The organism is Conexibacter sp. CPCC 205762 (assembly GCF_030646155.1).
Lineage (GTDB): Bacteria > Actinomycetota > Thermoleophilia > Solirubrobacterales > Solirubrobacteraceae > Conexibacter.
The window spans coordinates 1-3,562 of record NZ_JAUTDN010000089.1 but is presented as its reverse complement, the minus strand read 5'-3'; the positions used below and the strand labels follow the sequence as shown (position 1 = coordinate 3,562).

Sequence of the window (3,562 nt, the reverse complement as noted above, 5' to 3'; positions counted from 1 at the left end):
GCCGCGCCCGGCCACCGTCGCGCCACGCCGTCCGCGCGCGCTCGCGGGCGTCTGCGCCGGGCGCGCGCCGCCCGCGCGGCTGCCGCTGCCCGCGTAGCCGCCCGCGCCACCCGCTCGCCGCCGAGATCGTCGGAGCGAGGGTCGCCGCGCGCCTGCGCGTCCCGACCCACACACCGATGGAGGTACTTCGCGATGTTCCGCCTCGCCGCGGCGTTCGCGACGGCGCTGGCGCTCTGCGCCGCGCTCGCCGCGTCCGCCGCCGCACACCAGGGCGACGCGCGCTACCGCTCGATCGTCAGGGGCGTCGACCCTGCCGTCAGCGGCCTGCGCGTGCAGGTGCTCAACTACGACGACCGCTTCGAGCTCGACAACCGCACGGGCGAGACGGTCACGATCTACGGCTACAACAGAGAGCCGTACGCGCGCGTCGACGCCGACGGCACGGTCTCGACCAACCGCAACTCGACCGCCTACTACCTCAACGACGAGCGCTACGCGAACGTCCCCGTGCCCGAGCGGGTGCGCAACGACCCGCGCGCCGCGCCGGACTGGGAGGTGCAGGACAGAACCGGCCGCTTCGAGTGGCACGACCACCGCATGCACTGGATGGTCTCCGGCCAGGTCGCGCCGCAGGTCAGAGACCAGTCGGTCAGAACGAAGGTCTTCGACTACGCCGTGCCGATCGACGTCGGCGGCAGAAGAGCGGCGATCGCCGGCACGCTCTGGTGGGTCGGCGAGCAGGGCGGATCCTCCTTCCCGGTCGCCGCCGCCGTCGCCTTCGCGGTCGTCGTGCTGGCGCTCGGCGCGGCCGTCGTGATCGTGCGCAGACGGCGCGCGCAGCCGGCCGAGCGCATGGAGAGCGACGCGTGGTGAGGCGCGGCCTGCTCGCGCTCGCGGTGCTGCTGGCGCTGCTGCTGACGCCCGCGCAGGCGCTCGCGCACGCGACGCTGGAGTCGACCGTGCCGCAGCGCGGCGCGGTGTTGAGAACGGCGCCGGAGGCGGTCGTGCTGCGCTTCGACGAGCCGGTCGAGGGCAACTTCGGCGCGCTGCGCGTCTTCGACGCCGCTGGCGCGCGCGTCGACGCGGGCGACGCCTACCACCCCGACGGACACGGCCAGCAGCTCGCCGTCCACCTGCGCGACGGTCTGCGCGACGGCAGCTACACCGCCACCTACCGCGTCGTCTCGGCCGACGGCCACGTCGTCTCAGGCGGGCTCGTCTTCGCGCTCGGCAGAGCCGGCGCCGCCGGTGCGACCGTCGCCGAGCTGCTCGGCGGGCAGCAGAGCGGCGCCGCGACCGATTTCGCCTTCGGGATCGCGCGCGCCGTCCAGTACGGCTCGATCGCGCTCGCGCTCGGCGCGCTGCTGTTCCTGCTGCTGGTGTGGCGCCAGGCGGCCGCGACGGTCGCGCTCGGCCCCGCGCCGGCGGCCGCCTTCGCGCGCCGCCACCGGCAGCTGCTGCTGGTCGCCGCCGTCGCCGGATTGCTGAGCGCGGCGCTGGCGGTCGTCTGCCAGGGCTCGGAGGCGGCCGGCCTGGCGCTGCACGAGGCGCTCAGACCGAGCGTCGTGCGCGAGACGCTCGGCACCCGCTTCGGCACCGTCTGGGGGATCGCCGTCGCCGCCTGGCTGCTGGTCGGGCTGGTCGCCGCGGTCGCGCTCGCACCGGCCGGGCGCGAGCGCGAGCGACGCGAGCCGGAGCCGCTGGCGCTCGCCGCCTTCGCGCCGCCGCTCGTCTTCCTGCTGCTGCTGCCGGCGCTCGGCGGCCACGCCTCGGTGCAGTCGCCGACGTGGCTGCTGCTGCCGGCCAACGCCGTCCACGTCGGCGCGATGTCGCTGTGGGCCGGCGGGCTCGCGACGCTGCTGCTGGCCGTCCCGGCGGCGACGCGGTCGCTGCCGGCGCGCGGCGACCGCAGCCGGCTGCTGGCGGCGGCGCTGAGCCGCTTCTCGCCGCTGGCGCTCGGCGCCGTGATCGCGCTCGTCGCGAGCGGGATCGTGCAGGGCGTCGTCGAGGTGCGCACGGTCGCGCACCTGTTCGACACCCCGTTCGGGCGCGCGGTCACGGTCAAGGTCGTGCTGCTGCTGGCGCTGATCGCGCTCGGCGCGCTGCAGCGGCGGCTGGTGCTGCCGCGGCTGCGCGCGGTCGCGGCGGCGGCCGAGCCGCCGGCGCAGGCCGGGCTGCTGCTGCGGCGGGTGCTGCGCGGCGAGCTGCTGCTGATCGCGGGCGCGCTGGCGGCGACGGCGACGCTGGCGGCGTACGCGCCGTCGATCGCGCAGCAGGCCGGTCCCTTCGCCACGACGACGGAGATCGGCCCGCTGCAGCTGCAGGTGACGCTCGACCCGGCCGCGACCGGCGCCAACGAGCTGCACCTGTACCTGCTGCGCCCGCGCGACGGGCGCCAGTACGACGGCGCCAGAGAGGTGACCGTGAGCGCGACCGAGCGCGACCGCAGGATCGGCCCGCTGCCGATCGAGGCCGACCGCGCCGGCCCCGGCCACTACGTCGGGAACGCCACCTTCGGCGTCTCCGGCAGCTGGACGGTGCGGGTCACGGTGCGCGTCTCCGACTTCGACGAATACACGACAAGAGTGGAGGTTCCGATCCGATGAGGAGGACCCCGAATCGCCCCGCCCGCGCCGTCGCCGCGCTCGCCGCGACGGTCGCGGCTGCCACGCTGGCGCTGCCGTCGGCGGCGCAGGCGCACGTGACGGTGGTGCCCAAGAGCGCGGCCGCCGGCTCCTACGCCGTGCTCGACGTGCGCGTCCCCAACGAGCGCGGCGACGCGGGCACGACGAAGGTCGATCTGAAGCTGCCGCCCGGCTTCGTCACGGCCTCGTTCGAGCCGGTCCCCGGCTGGGACGTGAGAGTGATCCGCGAGCGGCTGTCGAAGCCGATCGAGACCGAGAACGGGCCGATCTCCGAGCAGATCTCGCGGATCGTCTGGAGCGGCGGCACGATCCCGCCGGGCGCCTTCCAGGACTTCCCGATCTCCGTCCAGATCCCCGACAGAGCCGGCAGCTCGCTGACGTTCAAGGCGCTGCAGACGTACGCCGGCGGCGAGGTCGTGCGCTGGATCGGCGCGCCCGACTCCGCGTCGCCGGCGCCGCAGCTGGCGATCACGGCGGCGACCGCCGACGCGGGCGAGGGCGCCGGCGCCGGCCACTCCGACGGCGCGGCGGCCGGTGACGAGAGCGGCGGCGACGCCGCGAGCGCCGGCGGCGGCGAGCCGGGCGAGCTGTCGACGCAGAGCCAGGTCGCCGTCTCCGATGACGACGGCGCCTCCAAGGGCCTCGCCTACGCCGGCCTCGGCGCCGGCGTCGTCGGCCTGCTGCTGGGCGCCGCGGCGCTGTTCGTCGCGCTGCGGCGCAAGGGCGCCGCGGCCTGATGACCGCCCTGCTCGCCGGCCTGCTGTACCTCGCGCCCGCGCTGCTGATCGCAGCGGCGCTGCTGCGCGGGCGGTACGTCGGCGAGCGGGTCTTCGCGACGATCGTCGCGCAGGCGCGGCGCGAGCGCGCGGCGCGCCCGGCCCGCACCCGCGGCCGCGCGCGCCGGCGGCGCCGCCGGC

The 3,562-nt window shown here is 76.5% G+C and carries 3 protein-coding genes and 1 pseudogene; all 4 read left to right on the top strand.

Annotation, left to right across the window (positions count from 1 at the left end; all coding sequences use genetic code 11):
• Positions 1-192: 192 nt before the first annotated feature.
• Positions 193-873, top strand: coding sequence for a hypothetical protein (locus Q7L73_RS28480; protein ID WP_304696300.1), 681 nt, complete (start codon positions 193-195; stop codon positions 871-873).
• Positions 867-2,606 (top strand): copper resistance protein CopC, encoded by a 1,740-nt coding sequence (locus tag Q7L73_RS28475; RefSeq protein WP_304696302.1) that lies wholly within the window; start codon positions 867-869, stop codon positions 2,604-2,606. The genes Q7L73_RS28480 and Q7L73_RS28475 overlap by 7 nt, the downstream gene beginning before the upstream one ends.
• Positions 2,603-3,382 carry a YcnI family protein gene (locus tag Q7L73_RS28470; protein WP_304696304.1) on the top strand — a complete coding sequence of 260 codons (780 nt, stop codon included), beginning with the start codon at positions 2,603-2,605 and terminating at the stop codon, positions 3,380-3,382. Before Q7L73_RS28475 ends, Q7L73_RS28470 begins: the two co-directional genes overlap by 4 nt.
• Positions 3,382-3,562 (top strand): annotated as a pseudogene (locus Q7L73_RS28465) (hypothetical protein); the annotation flags it as partial. The gene Q7L73_RS28470 and the pseudogene Q7L73_RS28465, both read left to right, overlap by 1 nt.

Coding starts and splice junctions, on each gene's coding strand:
- Q7L73_RS28480 (WP_304696300.1), top strand. CDS start 193: ATGTTCCGCCTCGCCGCGGCGTTCGCGACGGCGCTGGCGCTCTGCGCC.
- Q7L73_RS28470 (WP_304696304.1), top strand. CDS start 2,603: ATGAGGAGGACCCCGAATCGCCCCGCCCGCGCCGTCGCCGCGCTCGCC.